This window comes from Gemmatimonadaceae bacterium, from assembly GCA_037721215.1.
Lineage (GTDB): Bacteria > Gemmatimonadota > Gemmatimonadetes > Gemmatimonadales > Gemmatimonadaceae > UBA4720.
On the sequence record JBBJNV010000017.1, the window covers coordinates 50,139 to 69,538 of the forward strand.

The following is a 19,400-nucleotide window of genomic DNA, read 5'->3' on the forward strand; positions in this document are numbered from 1 at the left end:
ACAATGCGGGCGATATGCGGGGTCCATCTAGCTTCACCTCATGTCGAAGGCCCGTCAGGAACTTGGCGCACGAGGAGAACGTCTGGCGGAAGCCTGGCTGGTAAGAGCGGGCTGGCGAATCATCGGCCGCCGGTTTCGCAGTGGTCATCGCGATATCGATCTGGTGGCTGAGAGAGGAGAGGAGGGAGACCGTACTATCGCCTTCATCGAAGTAAAAACCCGGCTCTCTCCTGCATATGGCGGCCCGCTTGGCGCCGTTCACTGGCGGAAACAGCGGGAGGTGGCGCGCGCGGCGCGAGACTGGATAAGCAGGTTCCGGCGGCCCGGGGAGCAATACCGCTTCGACGTCATCGGCGTGACTCAGAAAAAAGAAATGGAGCCTGAAATAATTCATCTCGAAAATGCATTTTCGGTGCGGTAGAATCTTGAGAAACGGATGGAGTCTTCGTATTTTATTCGGGTGCGCTTTACGAGCGGAAAACGGGAATTTGCTGGCCTGTCCCGGAGGCGCATCATGCGGTGGGGCAACGACAACAAGAGGATCTGACAGATGGCGGCTTCGGTAACCCAGGACGACAAAAGCAAGGCCCTGAACCTTGCGATCGCGCAGATCGAGAAGAACTGCGGAAAGGGCTCGATCATGAAGATGGGCGAAGGCTCGGCGCGAGTTCGCATTGACGCAATCTCGACAGGAGCGATTAACCTCGATGCCGCTATTGGCGTCGGCGGCATTCCCCGCGGAAGGGTGACAGAAATCTACGGGCCCGAGTCGAGCGGGAAGACCACACTTTGCCTGCACGTGGTAGCGAACGCCCAGCGAGCCGGTGGCGTGGCAGCTTTCATCGACGCCGAGCACGCGCTGGATATCGATTACGCGCAGAAACTTGGCGTTGATATCGACAACCTTCTGGTGTCGCAGCCTGATACCGGCGAGCAGGCGATGGAGATCTGCGAGATCCTCGTGCGCTCCGGCGCAGTCGATGTAGTGGTTATCGATTCCGTGGCCGCACTTGTTCCGCGTGCCGAAATCGAAGGGGATATGGGTGACTCGCACATGGGTCTCCAGGCCCGTCTGATGAGCCAGGCCCTCCGAAAACTGACCGGCGCGATCGCCCGTTCGAAAACATCTGTCATATTCATCAATCAGCTCCGCGAGAAAATCGGTGTGATGTTCGGCAATCCGGAGACGACCACCGGTGGCAAGGCGCTCAAGTTTTATGCGTCGGTCCGTCTCGATATACGTCGGATCTCAGCCGTCAAGGAAAAGGAAGATGTGATTGGTTCGCACGTCCGGGTGAAGGTGGTCAAGAACAAGGTGGCACCTCCATTCAAGCAGGCAGAATTCGACATCATGTACGCTGAGGGAATCAGTCACGCATCGCTGGTGCTGGACATCGCCGCAGAATCGGGTATCATCGATAAGTCGGGGGCGTGGTACAGCTACGGTTCCCAGCGAATCGGACAGGGAAGGGAGAATGCAAAGATGTTCCTCAAGGACAACCCTGCACTCCTGAGCGAAGTCGAAGAGAAAGTAAAAGTCGTACTCGGTATTGGGCCGGCGGTGATTGTGGCCGATTCGGAGGCCGCTGAAGAGTAGAAAGCGGCGCCCGTCGGCTACGGTTACGGGAAGACGACCGAGAGGGGTCGGATGAGCTTGTTGCGGTGGTGGCCCGGTGCCTCCCCTTCAACGCCGCTCGTTCGGCCCCATTCTTCTGATATGGCAACATCAGCGTACGACTACGCGCTCAATCTTCTGTCTGCCCGCTCCTACTCTGAAAAGAATATGCGGCGGAAGCTCTTGTCACGAGCCTTCGCACCCCCTGATACGGAGTCGGCAATCGAACGCCTGCTGGCGAATGGATTGCTCGACGACCGGCGCTACGCAGAGCAATTCGCCCGGGGACGACTGCTTGGGCGCGGTGCCTCCAGGTTGCGACTCAGGCAGCAGTTGTTCACCCGTGGCATCCAGGGCGAGCTGGCTGATGCTGCAATCGACGCGGTGATCGCAGACGATGAGATCGATCTCGATGCCGTCGCCGAAAAAGCTGCCGCAAAAAAAGCCGCATCGATGGCCGGGCTCGATGCGGCGGTAATCAGGCGCAGGTTATACGGCCATCTCGCACGGGCGGGATTCACGCCCGACATCATTCGCGCCGCCATGAAAAAGGTGCTCGGCGCCGAGTAGGAGTTCTGTATATTTGAGCATGCATTCCGCCGAGATCAGGCGCAGGTTTCTCGATTATTTCGAGCGCCAGAGTCACACAGTACGCCCCAGCGGGTCACTCGTTCCTGCGGACGACCCGACGTTGCTGTTCGCCAACGCCGGGATGGTTCAGTTCAAGCGGGTATTCCTTGGGCACGAAACCACCGAATTCGGATTGCGGGCGACGACCTCGCAGAAATGTGTCCGCGCCGGGGGTAAGCACAACGATCTCGAACAAGTGGGGCATACCGCCCGGCATCACACATTTTTCGAGATGCTCGGCAATTTCTCGTTCGGAGACTACTTCAAGGCAGATGCAATCCGTTTCGCCTGGGAATTCCTCACCGTCGATGCCGGCATCGACCCCGCGCATCTTCGTGTAACCGTCTTCGAGGAAGACTCTGAGGCACGGGCACTATGGCGGGAGATCACCGGAATTTCCGAGTCGCGGATTTATTCACTCGGCGCTCATGACAACTTCTGGCAGATGGCGGATACCGGTCCCTGTGGACCCTGCTCCGAGATTTATGTCGATCTCGCCCGAGTGACAGACGATTGGCGCGCTGCTGACGGTGAGACAGGCGATTGGACTGAGAGCGAGCAAAGCGAATTTTCGGAGGCGGCGTTTGTACAGGGCGCGGAGGCTGGTCGCTTCCTCGAAATCTGGAACCTTGTTTTCATGCAGTTCGATAGACAGGCTGACGGGACGCTCCATCCGCTTCCGAAGCCATCAGTTGATACCGGTCTGGGCATGGAGCGAATCGCGTCCGTTATGCAGCGGGTTGCGAACAACTATCACACCGACCTGTTCGCGCCGCTCATCGAGGCTGTCGAACAATCCACAGGAATTCCATACCGCGGCAGGCAATCGTCCGACGCGCACTGGCACGAGTTGCTTCCCGTCGCAGCCGGCCGGCCTTCGGGTCGCTCGGCCGCAGTGCGGGAAGGAAACCGCGTTCTGGTCGAACCGTCTGCTTTTCGCGTAATTGCTGACCATGCACGCGCAGTGGCATTTCTGCTGGCTGACGGCGTTTTCCCGTCCAACGAAGGACGTGGCTACGTGCTGCGGCGAATTCTGCGTCGCGCAGTGAGACACGCGTGGCTGCTGGGCAGTGCAACACCGGTGCTGGTGGATGTCGTCAAGCGAGTGGTGGATACGATGAGCGCCCACTATCCGGAGCTGCGTCAGCGGGAACGGCACATCATCGAAACCACGCGCGCAGAGGAACTTCGGTTCCTGGCTACGATCGATGGCGGCATGCGACGCTTCGATGAGCTCGCACCGGTGTCGACAACACAGGGCTCGGGAGCAATTCGTGGGACAGTGGCAGGGGAAGATGCGTTCCGCCTCTACGATACGTTCGGCTTCCCAATCGATCTGACCGAGCTCATGGCTCGCGAGCGAGGCTACACTGTCGATATCGCCGGTTTCGAGAGGGCTCTTGCGGGGCAGCGCGAACAGTCGCAGCAGGAACGTAAATCAAGGAAGCTCGGAATAGGAATCGACGAGTTCCGCGATGGAAAATGGATTACGACGACCCGCGAGATTGCCGTTACTGTCGTTGACGAAATTGCACACGCCTCGAACGACGGCTTGCCTGACTCCCCCGATCCGCTTGGCGAAGTTGAATTTGTCGGCTACGACAGAACCGAAACCCAGACCGAAGTGGTTGCATTCCGCCCGCTCGCGGACGGCCGCGTGGCGGTCATGCTGCGCGAGACGCCTTTCTACGCAGAGTCGGGAGGGCAGGTGTCTGACCGGGGCACGATCATCGGGGACGGCTGGTCGGTGGACGTGGACGAAGTTCGCAGGATCGAGAACCGGGTAACTGCGATTGGACTCTCTCGCGGAGCCGTGTCGTCCGGGAAGGTGACGGCGTCGGTACCGGCGGGGCCGCGCCATGACACGGAGCGTAATCATACGGCTACTCATCTTCTGCACGCGGCGTTGCGCACGGTGCTCGGCGACCATGTGCTTCAGGCGGGATCCCTTGTGTCTCCCGACCGCATGCGGTTCGACTTCGCGCACCATGGACCACTGACAGATGAGCAGATCGAAGAGGTCGAGAGAATCGTCAATCGCGACGTGCTTGAGTCGATACCGCTCGATATTGCTGAGCGTTCGTATCCTGACGCAGTCGCATCGGGCGCGATGGCGTTGTTCGGCGAGAAATACGGGGACATAGTCAGAGTCGTGAACATCCCCGGGATTTCCGCCGAGCTTTGTGGCGGTACGCACGTCCGCAACACATCTGAGATCGCGCTGTTCAGAATTTCGGGCGAGACGGGCGTTGCGGCCGGCGTGCGCAGGATCGAGGCGGTAACGGGTCCCCGTGCCTACGACCTGGTTCGCGAAAAGGAGCGCACGGTGAACGAGATCGAGCATTTGCTGCGTGCTCCCCGGGGCGCTGCAGTCAGGCGGCTCGAAGTCCTGATCGAGGAACGGAAAACACTCGAGAAGCGACTTGGCGAGGCACTGCGCGGCGGCGGCGTCGGGGTAAAGGAGCTCATCGACAGGGCGGTCACGGTTGAGGGAGTAATGGTCATTGCATCGGTTGTTTCGGCTGTCGATCTGGCATCCCTCAAGACTACGGGCGACGCGCTGCGCGAAACGATGAAAAGTGGAATAGCGGTCCTCGTATCTTCATTCGATGATGGCAAAACCAGCATGATTTCCGTCGTTACGGACGATCTCCGGAATCGCGGGCTCAGCGCCGACACGATTATTCGCGAGGTCGCGGCGATTGCGGGCGGACGTGGCGGCGGCAAGCCACAAATGGCACAGGCTGGAATTCCTGACGCGACGCGAGTACCAGAGGCACTGGCCAGCGTGACGGGAATTGTCGAACGATTGCTCCGCGCCTGAACTGCAACGTGTCGAAGCTGCCGCCTTTCGCTCATTCATCTGCAGACGACTTCCCCGCGGCACCCGAAGACACACGGCTCATATCGGCGAGCGCGTTGCAGTGGATTTGTTCTCGAGGAACTACGCCGCCGGCAGCACTGCTGGAACGAATTGCACGTGCTCTCGCCGACGAGGACGGTCGTGCGGACATCCCTGAATCGAGTCGTGCAAAGTGGCGCGAAGGAACGAATCAGCCCCTTGAAGGCAAGGAAAATCGCACTTCAGCGGATGCCGGTATTCGCGCAGTGTCTGAGCTCGATTCGGTACTGGATGCCGGCCGGGGCGTTCTCTCACCACTTTCCACATACCTGCTGAATTCCGCAATCGGTATTATCGCCAGCATCGATCATTCTGCAACATCGGAATGCGGCTCTGCAGCAGTTTCACCGATGAATCCGTTGCGGCCCGCTGCACTCGACCTGCTGGCTGCAGACGCCCTCATCACTTATGCAATGGAGGTCGCAGCTGAAAACTGCGAGACGGTGGAGGCCGGAGCGGATGCGGCAACCCGGTTGATTTGTCTGCTCGAGACGCACGTCTCACGTGGTTGCTGACGGTGCGCGTTGGGCATTGCCTGAGTCGTTGAGTCAATGATCGTAATTCTTTTTACGGGCGGGACGATCGCGATGCGGAACGACCCCGGTGGATCGGGCGCGGTGCCCTCGCTGACGTCGGCCGAGATCATTGAAGCAACCCGTGGCATTGATGCAGTCACTGGCGTTGAGACGGAAGAGTGGGGCGCGTTTCCCGGGCCGCACATGACTATCGAACGCATGTGGGCACTGCGAAACCGCATTGCCGAGCACCTCGCTCGCCCGGAGGTTACCGGGGTGGTGGTGACGCACGGAACCGATACACTCGAAGAAACCGCATACCTGGTCGCGCGTTCACTGGTGGCCGGGAAATCGATTGTCTTTACCGGAGCCATGCGCACGGTGAGCGATCTCGGGTGGGACGGGCCTGCGAATCTGCTCGAAGCAGTCAGAGTAGCCGCAAGTCCGGAAGCGCTTGGTTACGGTGCGATGGTGGTCATCAGCGGGCAGATATTTGCCGCGCTCGACGCCACGAAGAGCAATACGCATCTGCTTGACGCCTTCGAGAGTCCGGGTCTCGGGCCGCTTGGCGTTCTCGACGAGGGCGAGCTGATAATGCATCGGGAGCTTCCACCCGCCCCCCGGGTAATCGCGCCTGCCTCGCTTGCTACTCCTGTCGACATCATCTTCGTTGCTGCAGGCTGTGACGCGAGATTGCTTGATGCGTCGCGCCGGGTGGCGCGGGGCGTAGTCGTGGCGGCGATGGGAAGGGGCAATGTGCCGCCCGATCTGGTGCCGGCAATCGAGCGGTGGATCGCTGAAGAGAAGCCTGTAGTGCTTACGTCACGGACGCAGGGTGGGCGGGTAGGGCACACGTATGGATATGACGGCGGTGGCCGCAGGCTCGAAGAAGCGGGCGCGATCTTCGGAGGATCCCGCCGTGCGCAGCAGGCCCGCATTGACCTTATGCTCGCGCTCGGAGCCGGCATGACAGTTGGTGAAGTTCGCACGATGTTCCGGGAAGGCTGATTGCATGTTCCATTAAGGCCTCCCGCTGAGGTTCTCAGGATTGCGGATACACTGGAAAAGGCCGGGTTCGAGACGTGGTGCGTGGGAGGTGCGGTGCGTGATGCACTGCTTGGACACCAGCACCTCGACTGGGATCTCGCGACCGCAGCGCGCCCGCAGCAGGTGCGCAGTCTGTTTCCGAGGACAGTGCCGGTGGGTATCGAGTTCGGAACTGTCGGTGTGCTCGACGTAAATGGTGTAATGCACGAGGTGACCACGTTTCGCCGTGATGTGCACACCGACGGGCGACATGCTGTCGTCGATTTTGGAGTGTCGCTCGACGAAGATCTGGCACGCCGCGATCTGACCATCAATGCGATCGCGTTCTCACCGTCGACAGGGGAAATTCGCGACCCGTTTGCGGGCCGCGCCGATCTGGCGAATGGAATCGTGCGGGCCGTCGGAGAACCTGGCGAGCGGCTAGGCGAAGATCGCCTCAGAGGCCTTCGCGCCATCCGGTTTGCCGCGAGATTCGGCTTTTCGCTGGATGCGCCCACATGGGATGCGATCGTGGCGAGCGCGCCTCATCTCACGCGGTTGTCCGCCGAGCGGGTTAAGCAGGAAATCGAAAAGACAGTTGAACAGGTGCGTTACCCGGGGCGCGCGTTCCGCCTTTGGCGGGAATGCGGCGCACTGAAAGTGTTGATTCCCGCGATATCCTCGATGACAGATATCCATCTGGCTGCGCTGGACAATACCGCCCTTCCGCAGACGGGATCGGGCTCCGGCAGAAAGATCCTGAGACTCACAGTGCTTTTCTCAGCGGCGCCTGCGTCCGGCGTGACGGATGGTTTGCGCGCGCTGCGCTTCTCAAATGCCGATGCTGCATGGATCGGGTCAATTGTTTCGCGCTGGAGCGCGCTTGCCGCCGAGATGCGATCGACGCTGGTTGCCAGCAACCACCCTGCGGACGCCGTGCTTCGGCGTTGGGCGGCAATCGCCGGTCGCACGCGTCTGGCTTCAGTCCTTCGCCTTGCCAACTCACATTGGCGCGCCGAGCGTGACGCCGGTCTGGCGGCGCCAGCAGCCGCATGCGTTGGGTCAGTCTACCGCCGGGCCGTCCGAATTGCATATCGCGATCCGATCGAGATCGCCGACCTAGCCGTCAATGGTCGTGATCTGGAGCGAATCGGGATTTCCGGACCCGCTGCAGGCCAGACATTACGCTATCTGCTCCAAACCGTTATTAATGACCCGGCATCCAACGCGCATGCGATCCTGCTGGACGCCGCCAGAAAACAGGTGTCACACGGCCGGGAATAAACAGAAGATGGCGAACCTCAGCGCTAATTGATGATGCTATTTCGCGGAAGAAATCCTGATGTTACTGTCTGGAAGCGGTTTCGTTCGGGGGTGGATGGCTTCACGTTTGCCCGCAGGGATGAACACTACGAAGCATTTGTGGGGGCAAACGCGGAACGCGTGGTCGATCTTTTCTACACGCTGAGCGAGGTGCTTGCACCCGCGATCGATACAGCAATCGAGGATCTTCGGTCGGAGACATCGTGGAGGGGAGAAAGTATTGCGCTTCCCGATGTCCGGGACGCCGTCGCGCGGCTCAAGGTGCCGCTTGCAACCTACGGTGGAGTCGAGTTCACGCTTTACACTGCCGACGACCAGCTCACGCTGACGCCTCAGCTCGAACTGTTTATTTACAGCCGTTCCGACCGCTGGCTCTACCTTCTTCAAGGCAAGGGGCTGGAAGAACGGGCTTCGCTTGCAGACCGGTCGTGGCGGTCTGAAGCATGGGACCGCGCACCGGCTCCGACGCTGACCTCAGCGATCACCGCTGCCGCCGAGCGGCTGACGCTGACCCGGGCGTGATTCGCCCGGCGGTCGCGTACACTCTCGTTGCGGCCGGGGCCAATGTGCTGGGTGCTGCGGCAGTAACGTCGCGTTCCCGCTGGAGCGTTCCGGCTCTCGAAAAACTGATCGCGCTGTCAGCCGGGTTCATGGTCTCGGTGGCACTGCTCGATCTTGTGCCCGAATCAATCGCGCAGCATGGTCCGCGCGCCGGCATCCCGATCCTCATCGGATTCCTGCTCGTGCATCTCACGCAGCACACTCTCACCCCGCATTTCCATTTTGGCGAAGAGGTGCACGAGGTAACGCGAGCGGTCAGCATGTCCGCGCTTGCAGGCATGCTGCTGCATACATTCATGGACGGCGTTGCAATTGCCAGCGGCTTCGAGGTAAGGGAGGCGCTCGGGTTTCTCGTCTTCAGCGCAATTCTGCTTCACAAGCTGCCGGAGGGTCTCGCCATATCGAGCATCTTCCTGGCTGCGGGCGCTAGCAGAAGGCGGGCACTCGCTGCGGGCGGCCTGCTCGGCGTAGCCACAGTGCTTGGGGGCCTCCTGACGGAACATCTGGAGCCGCTCGGAATATATGGGCTCCCATTGGCTGCGGGCGTGACGCTTTATGTCGGCGCGTCCAATCTCGTCCCGGAATTCCAGTCCAAGCGGGACTGGAGGCTTCAAGGCAGCTTCTTTGCGGGATGCGCTCTGTATTTCCTTGCGCGATCGCTGATTGGCGAGCGCCCTTGACGATACGATTCGAGCGATCCAATGCCCAAGAAATTCCGTCGGCCACCAGCTAACGCTCACGGTGGACGTGACGATTCTCTTTTCACGCCGCCAGCCTCTGCACAGCCGCTGGCAGCGCGTATGCGTCCGCGAAATCTGGACGAGGTCGTCGGCCAGCAGCACATAATCGGGGAAGGCAAGTCGCTTCGCGATGCAATCGAGAAGGGCGCCATCAGCTCGATGCTTTTCTGGGGTCCCCCGGGGTCGGGTAAAACCACTATTGGCCTCCTGATCGCCCGATACACCGACCGCCAGTTCGTGCCATTCTCGGCCGTTACCGAAGGCATACCACGAATTCGGGAAATCATCGCGGAGGCGGAAGACCGGCTTGAGATGGGGCGGCAGACCATTCTCTTCGTCGACGAGATTCACCGCTTCAACCGGGCGCAGCAGGATGCGTTCCTGCCGCACGTGGAAAGTGGAACCATCACTCTCATTGGCGCGACAACCGAGAATCCGTCATTCGAAGTCAACAGCGCTCTCCTGTCGCGAATGCGCGTGTTCGTGCTGCAGCCGATCGATGCCGGCGAGATCAAGGCTCTAGTGGAACGCGCCGTCGCCGACGCGGAACGAGGCCTCGGTCATCTTTCCCTGAATATTGACGCGGATGGCCTGGAGATCATCGCTGCGGAAGCAGATGGCGACGCCCGCCGGGCTCTCACCGTGCTTGAAGCGGCTTCAGTGCAGGCTGGAAGCAACGGACGCATCACAGCGGCGGTAGCGCGAGACGCGATGCAGAAACGTTTTGCGCACAATGACAAGAGCGGCGAGACGCATTTCAACATGCTGTCGGCGCTTCACAAGTCGCTTCGGGGCAGCGATCCCAACGGAGCGCTGTACTGGATGGCAAGGATGATAGAGGGAGGAGAGGATCCGATGACGATCTTCCGGCGAGCCATCGCGATGGCGGCGGAAGACGTCGGTCTTTCCGATCCAAACGCGCTACAGATAGCTGTCGCCGCTCGCGACGCGTATCACATGCTGGGCCCGCCGGAAGGCTATCTGCCGCTGGCGGAAATGATCATTTATCTGGCTACGGCTCCAAAGTCCAATTCCGCATACAAAGCGCTGAATGCAGCGCTCGACGCGGCTCGGCAATGGCCGGGTGAGCCCGTTCCCATGCATATCCGGAACGCTCCTACTGGATTGATGAAGGAACTGGGCTATGGTGAGGGGTACCAGTACGCGCACGGGGTAGCCGATGCCTACGTTCCGCAGGAGTATCTGCCAGACCGGCTGAAGGGTTCGGTGTTTTACGAGCCGGGGCCGTTCGGTTTCGAAAAGGACATAGCAAAGCGGCTCGCGTGGTGGGCGGATATCAGGGCCCGTGTGGCCAACGGCGTTCCGAATGGTAACCGCCCTGTGCCAAACGAACAGGAAAAGGAGAAGCGATGAAAAGAAGAATGGTGTTTGCGCTAATGGCGGCGCTGGTCGTCGGAGGTTGTTCTACTCTCGGCCGAGGTGTATTCAGGGAGCCTCTGGTGCGGTTTGGCAGCGTCAATATTCGGGGTCTTGGATTGACTGGCGGAGCACTCGACGTTGTTCTCAACGTGTACAATCCGAACGGGTTCGACCTCAACGCGACGCGACTGACCTATCGCCTGATGGTAGACGAGAAACAGCTCGGGAACGGTCAGCTCGATCGCGCCTTCCGCGTCCGTGACGGCGACTCCACCATGGTTACGATTCCAGTTGACTTCAGTTATTCGGGCCTTGGTGCCGCTGGCCGCCAACTGCTCAGCAGCGGGAGCGTGAACTACCGCGTGATCGGCGATGTCACTGTCGACACTCCGCTTGGCAGTTTTACCCACCCGTACGACCAGCGGGGCCGCTTCTCCAGCTTCGGCAATACTTCTCAGAGCAGGTAATCGTTACGCGAGACCTCATCAGCCTGACTGCCCCCGTCGAGCGAGCGCTGCTCGTCGGGGTGCAGCTGAAGCGATCGGCTGGCCGCGACGCCCAGCAAAGTCCCTCGGGGGGCTCACCCGCGCCCACGCGCGGGCAGGTGATGACCGAGCACCTCGAAGAACTGGGGGAACTGGTGGACACCGCGGGCGGAATCGTCGTCGGCCAGCTGACGCAGCAGGTTGATCGACCCAATCCAGCCACCTATCTCGGTAAGGGTAAGGTGGAGGAGCTGCAGCAACTCATCATTGACACAGATGCGTCGCTTGTGATTTTTGACGACGAGTTGACTCCGGCTCAGGGCAAGAACGTCGAGGACGCCACAGGGAAGCGGGTGATGGATCGCGCCGAACTGATCCTCGACATTTTTGCGACTCGCGCGCGATCGAGCGAGGCGAAAATGCAGGTTGAGCTGGCTCAGCTTCAGTACATGCTCCCGCGGCTGATGCGGATGTGGAGCCATCTCGAAAAATTCCGTGGCGGAATCGGCGTTCGCGGTCCGGGTGAAACTCAGCTCGAGACGGACCGCCGTCTCATAAACAATCGGATCAAGCTGCTGAAGCATCGCCTCGGCGAGGTTCACAAGTCGCGTGTCACTCAGAGGACGTCGCGACGGAACCAGTTCCGGGCGTCGCTCGTTGGATACACCAACGCCGGCAAGTCATCGGTTCTGAAGGGACTCTCAGGGGCCGAGGCGGTTTTCATTGAGGACCGGCTATTCGCAACCCTCGATCCGCTGACGCGGGAGATATTTCTCGCGGAGAACACCTCGCTTCTGTTGACCGATACAGTCGGGTTTATCCGAAAACTGCCTCACAATCTGGTGGCGTCGTTTCGCGCCACCCTCGAGGAAGTGGCCGAGGCCGATCTGTTGCTTCACGTTATCGACGTCAGTCATCCTCAATGGGAAGAACAACGGGCAGTGGTTGATGAAGTTCTCGCGGAGCTCGGGGCCCGAGCGACCCCGGTGCTGCATGTGTTCAACAAGATGGACCGCGTGCCTCAACATGACGTTGGTGCCGTCCAGGAGAGGCTATCGCGACTGATGCCGGGCTCGGTTTTCGTCTCTGCAACGGTTGAAGGGGGACTCGACCCATTGCTGCGAACACTTCTGGCGACAGCGAGATTGAGACGGCCAGTAGCCGAAATCCGACTCCCGCTCTCTGACGGGAAGATGCTGGCCGAAGTTCATCGCGAAGCCGAAGTAGTCGAGCAGACTCATGAAGGAGCGGAGCTCGTGATTCGCGCGCGGCTGGGCGAGGCGCTGGCGGGACGGCTGAGACGGGCAGGAGCACTGGTGACGGATGGGGCGTAAACAAAAGTTGTTCAGCGGCTTGCGGTCACGGATCTGTTACGCCAATGTATGCTCCCGGTTAATAGCTTTACAATGTCTTCGTCGCGTGATACCGCGATTGCTGCCACGGGCCGGCAGCGTTTCCTGTGACACCTACGCCGAATGATTCTGATCTGGCTCGTCCTGGTTTTCGTTTTAGCGCTGCTCGTCAGCTCGCTTGTGACCCCGCTGGTGATTCGTGGGGCGGCTGCGCTGAGCCTTTATGACTCCCCCGACGGCGGGCGGCGGCTCCACGCGCTTCCGGTGCCGAGATTCGGAGGCGTGGCGGTGTTTGCCGGTGCGTCTCTCGCCTCTGCGCTGGTCCTTGGCATTGCTGGCGATACGCTTTTCCCGGTTGGTCTGTCCGGTGCCGATGCTCGCTATCTGGTGGGAATTGTCGCGGGGGCGGCGCTGCTGTTTTTCATCGGAGCCCTGGATGACATTCGCACTCTGTCGCCCAGGACAAAGCTTGTCGCACAGCTGGTTGCCGCGGGAATCGCGGTCTACGGTGGCGTCCGAATCGAGAATCTTACGTTGGGCTACGGCGTAGGTGTCAGCGTCGGCATTCTCGCGTACCCGCTCGTCGTAGTCTGGATAGTCGGGGTCACGAACGCTTACAATCTGATCGACGGTCTTAATGGCCTTGCCGGTGGAATCGCGATCGTGGCATGCAGCACGCTGGTGATCGTCAGTGTTGCGCTCGGCAACACTATCGCGCTGGTTCCATCGCTGGCTATCGCCGGCGCGATGCTTGGCTTTCTGCGGTATAATTTTCCCACCGCCCGCGTTTTTCTCGGAGACTCCGGCAGTCTGAGCGTGGGCTTCCTGCTGTCTGTTCTCTCCCTGAAAGCGGCGCAGGTACCGGGCCCGTCGGTTCTCGCTGTCGTTCCGCTTCTGACCCTTTTTGTTCCGCTGTTGGACACGTTGGTGGCGATGATCAGGCGATGGCTCCGCAACGTGCCACTGTCAGGAGCGGATGCGAGGCACATCCACCACCGCCTGCTGGCGCTGGGGCTGTCGCAGGAGCGCACTGCGATGGTGCTGTGGGGCCTGGCGGCTGCCATGGGAGTTTTCGGCCTGCTGATCGCCCTGACAGCGCCCTTCGTTGCCGCCTCTATCGCCCTCCTCGGTCTTGCAGGCTTCAGCGTAATGGTGATATACGGAACGAATCTCCTTTCATACCACGAGTTCATGGTGGCGGGTGAAGTGCTGCTGTCTGCGCCATCCCGTGTGCGCCGGGTAATCAGCGATCAGATTGTGGCGCTGGATGCAAATATCCAGATCCAGAATGCCGGCGGCCTGGATACCATTCAGTCGATCCTCTCCGCGACCGCGGTCCGATTTGGTTTCCTGCACATGAGACTCATCAATTCGCAGATGCCGGAGAGCGATTACGAGTTGCCAGCCGAGGAGTGGGCGTGGAAGCTTGAGTATCCGCTGCGTACCGGACTACCCCAGAGGTCGGCGCCAACGTCAGTATTGGCGATATGGTGCAGTGCGGAGCACCACGTCAGGCCCTACGGTGCCGAGAGAGCCGCGAAGATACTTGCGCCCGCTCTCGAGAAGTGGATAGTGGCGCCAGCTGGGCATAGTCTGGACGTGGTAGCAAAGCCCGCGGCCAGGAAACGGTCATTCGTGAAAAGGCGAATGGGCATCTGAGTTCCTGAGCTCAGCCGTGCCCCCTTCGGTTAGCGCTGACTAACCCTCCGACCCCGCGTAGTCATAGCGGTAGTACGCACCATAGCGCGGCACCTGGGCGTCAGGATCGTTCAACACTGCTCCGACTACCCGCGCTCCGACGGCATTGAGCTGCTGCATCGACTGCTCAGCCGCGGACGTTTCTGTGGCGCCGGCACGAAGTACGATAATGACACCATCGGCTATCGTCGCAAGGATTGCCGCATCAGATGCCGCAAGCAGCGGCGGCGTATCCACGACAATGAGATCGTACGCCTCGGCAAGTGTCTCCAGCGTGCGACGCATTCCTTCGCTGCCTAGCAACTCTGCGGGATTCGGAGGCAACGGTCCGGCAGGCAGCAGATAAAGTCCAGTCACCGAAGTTTGGCGGCACACCGCATCTGCGTCGCTGAGCCCTATGACCAGATCGGTGAGCCCGGGCTCGCGTGACATATCGAAAAGCTTGTGCAGACGTGCACGCCGGAGATCGCAGTCGACCAGGAGCACACGCATTCCCTGCTGGGCAAAAGACACCGCCAGATTCGCAGCAGTCGTCGTCTTGCCTTCGCCGGGCGAAGCACTGGTCACCACAAGGGTTCGAAGGGCCCGCACAGCTTGGGAGAACATGAGGTTCGTGCGCAGCGTCCTGTAGGATTCCGCTGCAGAGGAACGAACGTCAGTAATTGTGACCAGCTCTTCAAGGCCCCCGGTAGGCGCGCCCCGGCCCTTGCTGCTCCGGGAGGGAAGTGCCCGCTGGACGAAGTTGCGCGAGCCGTTGGCCGATGTCGCCAGCCGGGGAATTACCGCGAGGCCAGGGACCTTGAGAATCTTCTCGATATCGCTCCGGCGACGGATTGAATCGTTCATTGATTCGAGGACCATCGTGGCGGCGATCCCCAGAATTGTCCCAATTAGGACGCCGAGTGCCAGCCTGCGCGAGCTGCCGTTGGGAATTTCGTTCCCCGGCTTTTCAACGAGATCGACGATTTCAATCTGACCGGCTTCAACGGCCTCCGTCATTTTCGCTTTTTGAAGCTCTTCCTGTAGCTGATCCACTCGCTTCTGAACAGTCTGAACCTGCTGGAGGAGTTGCAATTCCTCAGTTTCAGCCGCGGGTGCGGCTGCGATCTGAGATGCACCAGACGACCTCAGCCGGTCGAGGGCTTCGATCCGTGACCCCAGCGACTGAATCTGGCTGCGAACTGCATCGAGAATTTGAGTACTCGTCTCCGGAATCAGCTCGTTAAGGGTGACAACATCGGGATTGGACTGCGCCGCTCCCGCGCTTATGAGATCGTCCCGTTTCTTTTCGTAATCCGTCAGCTGGCCGTAAAGCTGGGTGACTACCGGATTGCTTGCGATTCCTGGTGACGAAACCAGGACACGCAAACTCGAGCCAACTTTCTCGCCCGACGTTCTGCCTTGCGCAAGCAGCCGCTCGTAGGTGCTCTTCTCCGCGTCCAGCTCAGCGCGACGCATGTCGATGTCGACGAGGCCGGCCTCCTGTGCGCCTGCTTTCAGCGTCGAGCTGAAGACCTGCCGGCCGCTGCGAAAGCCGCTGTAGGCTCTCGAAGCCCGTTCCAGCATGGCATCAGTCTCCCGCAACTGGCCTTCGAGAAAACCACGGCGGCGGCGGGCATCCTGTTGGGCGCCGGCGGCGTCGTGAGCCTGAGAAGCTTCAGCGACAGCGTTCGCGATCCGCCTTACCTCGTAGGGATCGGACCCCGTATACGCCAGATCGAGGATGTCAGTTTTGGGTCTGGCGTAGGGCTCCAGTGACCCGATCACTCGCCCGATAGCGTTCTCGCGCGATATGATCTCGAATGTAGAGGCAGACACCGGGGGAGGCTTGGCGACCGTAATGCTGATCCCATCGAGCTCCGCCGGAGCGCCATAGCTCGCAGTGACCTGACTGCGAGGGGTTCGTGCTGTGACCATCAGAGCGCCATAGACCAGTGCAAGCGAGTCGACACTTACGGTGTCCGCAACCTTGGCCTCCGAGATTTCGTCAGGGAACATGCTCCCCGTCACTGGCACAAGCCGAAGACCCTTGAGATCGACGGCCGCCGCGCCGACGGCCCGGCTCTGAAGAATCTGTATCTGGGATTCCAGAATGTCGGACTGACGGCTGACTTGCATATCCATCCCGCCACCGTCCATGCCTCCGGTCATTGCCCTGCGGGAGTCGACAAGCCTGACTGTCGACACCGCACGGTAGCGGGGCGGCTCCTTCAGGACGGAATTGACGGTGTATGCGACAACAATGGCAACAATCCCCAGGAAGACCCAGATGTGCCTCCGGACCATTCCAACGTACTCTCGAATGCCAACAGACTCGGTTGAGGCAGCCTCAGGGGCATCGAACCCTCCTTTCAGCTCGGGCTCTGGTCCGTTCACATTACCGCGGCCACTGTAGGGAACGAGATCACGCACGTCTGGCTACCTGGTGCTGCTGATTATGATGTTGACCAGACCGGCAACCGCGCCGACCGCGGTCAACGCCGGCGCCACGATATCGCGAAATGTATTGCGCTGCCGCGTAATCAGAATCTGGTCGTTCGATCGGATCTGAAGGGTGGCCACATCCGAGTTGGCCTCCGTAAGGTCGACCGGAATTTCCTGCCCATCGCGGAGAATTCGTACACGATCGAGGCGGCCTCGTTCCGTCGGCCCCCCCGCAAGGATAATCGCCTGCGCGATAGTCGTTTCCGGAGGCACGCTGTAGACATTGGGCGCACGCACCTCTCCGCCGACGATAATTTTCACCAGCGGCAGGACGATGAATTGCGGATTGGCGATATAGCGCGTAAGAAACGTCCTGAGCCGCTCTTCGACGGTTGTGATCGGAAGTCCGGTCACCTGAATTTCGCGGTACAGCGGATGGGTGATGGTTCCGTTACCGGCAATCATGAAATCCCCGGTAAGTTCCAGATTCCGCCATACGACGATGCGAACCTGGTCGCCGGGGTTGAGGATCAGCGAACGAAAGTCGCTGACCGGCGTTGCCTGTCCGAAAAGGGCGTTCGGCGCGATGAGTATCGCGACGGCGGCAAAAAGCTTTCGAAAGATTTGCATTCTCAGTTGTAGTGGTCTGATCGTTCCCGCGTGAGCGGGCCGTTTACGGAACGAATATTTAAGCTATGGATAGGCGCAACGGGAGTCCAGTCATCCGTTTCCCGCCGCGACCCGCTGGATGATGGTGTTATTTACCACGATCACATCCATTCGTGTACGCAGGAAGCAATCCAGCGCCTGCTCTGGAGTGTCGACAATCGGCTCGTTTTCGTTGAAGCTCGTATTGAGCAGCACAGGTACGCCCGTCAGGCCTTCAAACGCCTTGATCAGGCGGTAATACCGGGCATTTGTGCGTTCGCTGACTGTTTGAAGCCGCCCACTGCCGTCGGCGTGGGTGATTGCCGGCAGGACTGCTCGTTTGTCGACACGGACTGGGTAGACCTGCTGCATGAAAGGGTCGGCCGCCGCCCCGACGAAGTAGTCATCCATTGCTTCTTCGAGTATTGACGGGGCGAACGGCCGGAACTTCTCCCGGAACTTGATCTTGGCGTTGATCAGGTCTCGCATATCGGCGCGCCGGGCGTCGGCCAGGATGCTGCGATTTCCGAGCGCGCGCGCACCCCACTCCATTCGCCCCTGATACCAGCCGACGACGTTCCCGTCAGCGATCAGCTTCGCCGTGGCGCGGCACAGTGACTCCTCGCCGTCGTGGCGCTCCCAGTTGTAGGTCCACTCCGCGTCCGTCCGCGCGTCGACGATGGCGGTAACATCGGCGTCCGGATATTCGGTTCCCCAGTATCCGTGCTCCATGACGAATCGCCGGGGTTTGCCGAGTGTCTGGTGCCACACGTGGAATGCGGCGCCGAGCGCCGTTCCGCTGTCACCAGCAGCAGGCTGGATGTAAACGTCGCGAAACGGGGTTTTCTCCCGCACCTTGCCGTTCGCCACGCTGTTCATTGCGCATCCTCCGGCAAGGCACAGTCGGGGGTTTTTCGTTCTCTCCCACAGGTCGTTCAAAACGTGGAATGCGCATTCTTCATAAACCGCCTGGAGTGACCGGGCAAGGTTTTCGTGCTGGGTGGTCAACGGCTCTCCAGCGGCCCGTGCAGGCCCAAGCACCCGTTCGAGTTCAGGAGTGAAAAGACGGCCGGTTGTCGGCAAACCGCCTTCCCATTCCATTTCAACCCCTTCGTCCCAGTGCCTGAAATATTTCCGCGTGAGCTCGAACATTCCGTCCGGTTTGAGCGTCACCAGTTGACGAAGCTCAGCCGTGAAATCCGGGGAACCGTACGGAGCGAGTCCCATCACCTTGAATTCGTCCCCATAGTGAGGAAAGCCGAGGTACTGCGTTACCGCTGTGTACAGGACTCCGAGGGAGTGGGGATATGATACCTTCGAAAGCATTGCGATTCGGTTGCCGGTGCCGACCGAGGTGGACGTGCTGACGTAGTCGCCGAAGCCGTCTATTGAGCATATCGCCGCATCTTCAAAAGGGGACACGAAGAAGGCGCTCGCATGGTGTGCGGGATGGTGCTCGACGAAGTGAATCCGCGGCAGATCTGCGGCTGGTACGGAGAGCGCGGCGCCGAGCGGCTCCCGAACGTCGTTCACTTTTCGCAGGTTGCGGGTTCGGTTGACGATGTTCGAGACCTTCATGCGGTTCGAAATCGCAAATGCGGCTTTCCTGAGCAGGTTGGCTTTCGGATCGCGGCCGATGGCGACATGCTCGATGTCCTTTCCTTCGATTCCGCCTATTTCGAGGCAGCGTGCGATGGCCTGGGAAGGGAAGCCCGCCCAGTGCTTGATGCGCCGAAACCGCTCTTCTTCCACCGCGACCACGAGCTCGCCGTCGCGAAGGAGCACAGCGGAGCCGTCGGCGTGGTAGGCATTCAGGCCAAGGATGTAAGTCACGTGTCGGTGGAGTTTTTTGCGGTTACGGTTGCCGGCGCGCGCGCCGCAGCGGTGTACATTCGCGTCAGGCTGCCGCCGGCTGATCGCGTGGGCTTAAAAATAGCGATGTACGAGGAGGGAACCAGTAGGCGCGACGTGTTCCGCCCATGCGACATATTCGGTCATTCCGGGATTGCGACGATGGCAGCGACTGACGGTCCGAGAGAGAGAGAGGGTACGGTCACCTGCCCTTGCTTTAGCAAGCGGTCGTGACCAACATCATCATATC

At 60.3% G+C, this 19,400-nt stretch carries 16 protein-coding genes; 13 read left to right on the forward strand and 3 right to left on the reverse strand.

What is annotated here, in order from left to right; genetic code table 11:
- The first annotated feature begins 40 nt into the window (after positions 1 to 40).
- The 13 genes from WKF55_10545 (at position 41) to WKF55_10605 (ending at position 14,188) form a co-directional block, all read left to right on the forward strand.
- Positions 41 to 421 (forward strand): YraN family protein, encoded by a 381-nt coding sequence (locus tag WKF55_10545; protein ID MEJ7760012.1) that lies wholly within the window; start codon positions 41 to 43, stop codon positions 419 to 421.
- A gap of 129 nt (positions 422 to 550) precedes the next feature.
- Positions 551 to 1,597: a recombinase RecA gene (gene recA / locus WKF55_10550; GenBank protein ID MEJ7760013.1), complete on the forward strand. Its 1,047-nt coding sequence runs from the start codon at positions 551 to 553 to the stop codon at positions 1,595 to 1,597.
- A gap of 120 nt (positions 1,598 to 1,717) precedes the next feature.
- Complete coding sequence (locus tag WKF55_10555) at positions 1,718 to 2,185, forward strand: regulatory protein RecX (GenBank protein MEJ7760014.1); 468 nt, start codon at positions 1,718 to 1,720, stop codon at positions 2,183 to 2,185.
- A gap of 19 nt (positions 2,186 to 2,204) precedes the next feature.
- Entirely contained in the window at positions 2,205 to 5,069 is a 2,865-nt protein-coding gene (alaS, locus tag WKF55_10560; protein ID MEJ7760015.1) for an alanine--tRNA ligase, read from the forward strand.
- 8 nt (positions 5,070 to 5,077) lie between these two features.
- A complete protein-coding gene (locus tag WKF55_10565; protein MEJ7760016.1) occupies positions 5,078 to 5,662 on the forward strand; it encodes a hypothetical protein in 585 nt (194 codons plus the stop codon).
- Between the two features lie 36 nt (positions 5,663 to 5,698).
- Positions 5,699 to 6,670, forward strand: coding sequence for an asparaginase (locus tag WKF55_10570; GenBank protein MEJ7760017.1), 972 nt, complete (start codon positions 5,699 to 5,701; stop codon positions 6,668 to 6,670).
- Positions 6,671 to 7,972 (forward strand): CCA tRNA nucleotidyltransferase, encoded by a 1,302-nt coding sequence (locus WKF55_10575; GenBank protein ID MEJ7760018.1) that lies wholly within the window; start codon positions 6,671 to 6,673, stop codon positions 7,970 to 7,972.
- Between the two features lie 27 nt (positions 7,973 to 7,999).
- On the forward strand, positions 8,000 to 8,533 hold the full coding sequence (locus WKF55_10580) for a hypothetical protein (protein MEJ7760019.1): 534 nt from the start codon (positions 8,000 to 8,002) through the stop codon (positions 8,531 to 8,533).
- Positions 8,530 to 9,252, forward strand: a complete 723-nt coding sequence (locus tag WKF55_10585) for a ZIP family metal transporter (GenBank protein MEJ7760020.1) — start codon at positions 8,530 to 8,532, stop codon at positions 9,250 to 9,252. The genes WKF55_10580 and WKF55_10585 overlap by 4 nt, the downstream gene beginning before the upstream one ends.
- Positions 9,253 to 9,273: 21 nt before the next feature.
- Positions 9,274 to 10,686 carry a replication-associated recombination protein A gene (locus WKF55_10590; GenBank protein ID MEJ7760021.1) on the forward strand — a complete coding sequence of 471 codons (1,413 nt, stop codon included), beginning with the start codon at positions 9,274 to 9,276 and terminating at the stop codon, positions 10,684 to 10,686.
- Positions 10,683 to 11,159, forward strand: coding sequence for an LEA type 2 family protein (locus tag WKF55_10595; protein ID MEJ7760022.1), 477 nt, complete (start codon positions 10,683 to 10,685; stop codon positions 11,157 to 11,159). The genes WKF55_10590 and WKF55_10595 overlap by 4 nt, the downstream gene beginning before the upstream one ends.
- 140 nt (positions 11,160 to 11,299) lie before the next feature.
- On the forward strand, positions 11,300 to 12,511 hold the full coding sequence (gene hflX, locus WKF55_10600) for a GTPase HflX (GenBank protein MEJ7760023.1): 1,212 nt from the start codon (positions 11,300 to 11,302) through the stop codon (positions 12,509 to 12,511).
- A 141-nt stretch (positions 12,512 to 12,652) separates the two neighbouring features.
- Complete coding sequence (locus tag WKF55_10605; GenBank protein MEJ7760024.1) at positions 12,653 to 14,188, forward strand: MraY family glycosyltransferase; 1,536 nt, start codon at positions 12,653 to 12,655, stop codon at positions 14,186 to 14,188.
- Positions 14,189 to 14,227: 39 nt separating this feature from the next.
- Here the strand turns inward: WKF55_10605 and WKF55_10610 are convergent, their stop codons facing one another.
- From WKF55_10610 to WKF55_10620, 3 genes are all read right to left on the reverse strand, one after another.
- Positions 14,228 to 16,639: a polysaccharide biosynthesis tyrosine autokinase gene (locus tag WKF55_10610; protein ID MEJ7760025.1), complete on the reverse strand. Its 2,412-nt coding sequence runs from the start codon at positions 16,637 to 16,639 to the stop codon at positions 14,228 to 14,230.
- 6 nt (positions 16,640 to 16,645) lie between these two features.
- Positions 16,646 to 17,281, reverse strand: coding sequence for a polysaccharide biosynthesis/export family protein (locus WKF55_10615; GenBank protein MEJ7760026.1), 636 nt, complete (start codon positions 17,279 to 17,281; stop codon positions 16,646 to 16,648).
- A gap of 90 nt (positions 17,282 to 17,371) precedes the next feature.
- A complete protein-coding gene (locus tag WKF55_10620) occupies positions 17,372 to 19,132 on the reverse strand; it encodes a carbamoyltransferase C-terminal domain-containing protein (protein MEJ7760027.1) in 1,761 nt (586 codons plus the stop codon).
- Between the last annotated feature and the right edge of the window lie 268 nt (positions 19,133 to 19,400).

Bases quoted from the DNA above. Each gene is read 5' to 3' on its own strand.
- WKF55_10545 (MEJ7760012.1), top strand. From the start codon at position 41: ATGTCGAAGGCCCGTCAGGAACTTGGCGCACGAGGAGAACGTCTGGCG.
- recA (MEJ7760013.1), top strand. From the start codon at position 551: ATGGCGGCTTCGGTAACCCAGGACGACAAAAGCAAGGCCCTGAACCTT.
- WKF55_10555 (MEJ7760014.1), top strand. From the start codon at position 1,718: ATGGCAACATCAGCGTACGACTACGCGCTCAATCTTCTGTCTGCCCGC.
- alaS (MEJ7760015.1), top strand. From the start codon at position 2,205: ATGCATTCCGCCGAGATCAGGCGCAGGTTTCTCGATTATTTCGAGCGC.
- WKF55_10570 (MEJ7760017.1), top strand. From the start codon at position 5,699: ATGATCGTAATTCTTTTTACGGGCGGGACGATCGCGATGCGGAACGAC.
- WKF55_10590 (MEJ7760021.1), top strand. From the start codon at position 9,274: ATGCCCAAGAAATTCCGTCGGCCACCAGCTAACGCTCACGGTGGACGT.
- WKF55_10595 (MEJ7760022.1), top strand. From the start codon at position 10,683: ATGAAAAGAAGAATGGTGTTTGCGCTAATGGCGGCGCTGGTCGTCGGA.
- hflX (MEJ7760023.1), top strand. From the start codon at position 11,300: ATGACCGAGCACCTCGAAGAACTGGGGGAACTGGTGGACACCGCGGGC.
- WKF55_10605 (MEJ7760024.1), top strand. From the start codon at position 12,653: ATGATTCTGATCTGGCTCGTCCTGGTTTTCGTTTTAGCGCTGCTCGTC.
- WKF55_10615 (MEJ7760026.1), bottom strand. From the start codon at position 17,281: ATGCAAATCTTTCGAAAGCTTTTTGCCGCCGTCGCGATACTCATCGCG.